The organism is Marinobacter oulmenensis, from assembly GCF_014201735.1.
Taxonomy (GTDB): domain Bacteria; phylum Pseudomonadota; class Gammaproteobacteria; order Pseudomonadales; family Oleiphilaceae; genus Marinobacter; species Marinobacter oulmenensis.
The window spans coordinates 1-1,955 of sequence record NZ_JACHFE010000020.1 but is presented as its reverse complement, the minus strand read 5'-3'; the positions used below and the strand labels follow the sequence as shown (position 1 = coordinate 1,955).

1 protein-coding gene is annotated in these 1,955 nt (G+C 53.7%); it reads left to right on the top strand.

Features of this window, described 5'->3' with window-relative positions:
- The first annotated feature begins 687 nt into the window (after positions 1 to 687).
- Positions 688 to 891 carry a hypothetical protein gene (locus tag HNR38_RS17115; RefSeq protein ID WP_183706601.1) on the top strand — a complete coding sequence of 68 codons (204 nt, stop codon included), beginning with the start codon at positions 688 to 690 and terminating at the stop codon, positions 889 to 891.
- The last annotated feature ends 1,064 nt before the right edge of the window (positions 892 to 1,955 follow it).

Here is a 1,955-nt window from a genome sequence, read left to right as displayed (position 1 = left end):
CCTTATACGTTGCCCGCTGGCCTCGGTGACAGCGGCTTAGTCCAACGCACATTTAAAGGTCATGCTGCGCACGACCTTTAAATGCTTCAGTGTTAATGGCAAAGGCTTCGGTCTTTTGGGTGGCTATGTGCCAGTGGCCTTGGCGCCGGGCTTGGCAGCCAAACCCGCTTAATCTGGTGAGCACCAAGGCCGTCAGGGTCCGCGTCTGATTTGGTTGCGTCACTCAGCAACAGAATTGGTAGTAAATTCGGTGTTCGTCGTTTTGGGCTGTCCGCCGAAATTTCAGTCAGGATCTGATACCTTTGAGTTCAGGTTCATCCACCGCAATCGTGGCGGTGGTTACAAACAAACGGTATCGGCGTAAGCCGGTGCAAGGAAACGGAGTAGGCCGTCGTGGTCGTTGCCAGGGAGCAGGCAGTGTCAGTACCTGCCTTTAACCAGTCAATTAAGTTCGCTCCCGGCCAGAGGGCCGTCCGCCGGACGCCCCTTACGGGCCGCCGCTTATCTCCGCGTTACATGCCTATGAAACTTATAACTTTTATAATTTTATCAATGTTTTGCAGCGTCGTTTCCGCTGAGGATTGCTTGGAGCCCTTTTCCCAGCAGCATGAGGCTGTCACGATAACTCCAGATTCTGACCCAGCTTCCGGTATGTATCATGTCAGGGTGCCTCGGGAATTTGATGGCATGGAGTTAAGGCTTTTGATCTTGTCGGCTACGATGAAAGAGGCAAAGGAGCGCAAGGAAATATCTCTGCCGCTGGCGATCAAAACGCGTGGAGAGCTCACCGGTAGTTTTTTTTATATGTCGAGCAACTGGCTCAACGTCCGTGTAGCTGCCAAGTATGGCGAGGGTTTGTGTACCGAGCTTGTAGCCGAGTTCAGCATGTAACAAATCAATCAAGTACGTTCCCGGCCTGACGGCCGTCCACCGGACGCCCCTGTCGGGTCGCCGCTTATTTTGGGCGTTATGCAGTTGGTGGGATTCATGACTAGCGTGTCAAAAATTGAGGCAGGCTTCTACGCTGTATCAGATGGCCGAGCGATAGTTAAGGACGGACAGAGCTGGTTTGTTCTGAATGTAGATGGGTCTCGAGATTTCGGGCCGCTACCAACGCTCAAGTCAGCTAAAGAGTATGTAGGCACCGGCACCATTTCTGGCAGTCAGCAAAATCTCGCCACGAGTTATGGAAGGCGCCAGAGCAAACGGGAATTCAATTCCTACTTGGCTGCCGAAGCGAAGAGTGGAAACTATTGGCCAGTGATATTGTGGTTTGTAGTCGTGGGGGCTTTCCTATTTCTCATGTCGTTGCTTCGTGGTGAGTAATGGACTTGGTGCCGAACTTGTAGCTATGGTTCTGATTTGCATAACAAAGCCATCAAATACGTTCCGGCCTTCGGCCTCCACCGGACGTCCCTGTCGGGCCGCCGTTTATGGCTGGCGTTAATGGCAAAGGCTTCGGTCTTTTGGGTGGCTACGTGCCAGTGGCCTTGGTGCCGGGCTTTGGTAGCTAACCCTGGCAATTGTGAGAGCACCAAGGCCAGCATAGTTCGCGTCCGGTTTGGCAGCTTTAATCGTCACCGGTTTTGGCAGTAAATGCGGTGTTCGTCGTTTGGGGCCGTCCGCCGACAGTTTATTCTGGATCTGGTACCTTTGAGTACAGGTTCATCCGTCGCTGGCTTGGCGGTGGTTTCAAACAAACGGCATCGGCGTAAGCTGGTGCAAGGAAACGGAGTAGGCCGTCACGGTCAGTGCCAGGGAGCGGGCAGCGTCAGTACCTGCCTTTAACAAGTCAATTAAGTTCGCTCCCGGCCAGAGGGCCGTCCGCCGGACGCCCCTTACGGGCCGCCGCTTATCTCCGCGTTGAGGCTGTAGAAAAACTCGAAATCCCCCTCGGGTTTGGTAGGATCAGGCAAACAGACAAGGAGCTGTCAGATGCCTCGCTTCAAGCACTA

Excerpts from the sequence above, each read along its gene's own strand:
- HNR38_RS17115 (WP_183706601.1), top strand. The coding sequence starts at position 688 with ATGGAGTTAAGGCTTTTGATCTTGTCGGCTACGATGAAAGAGGCAAAG.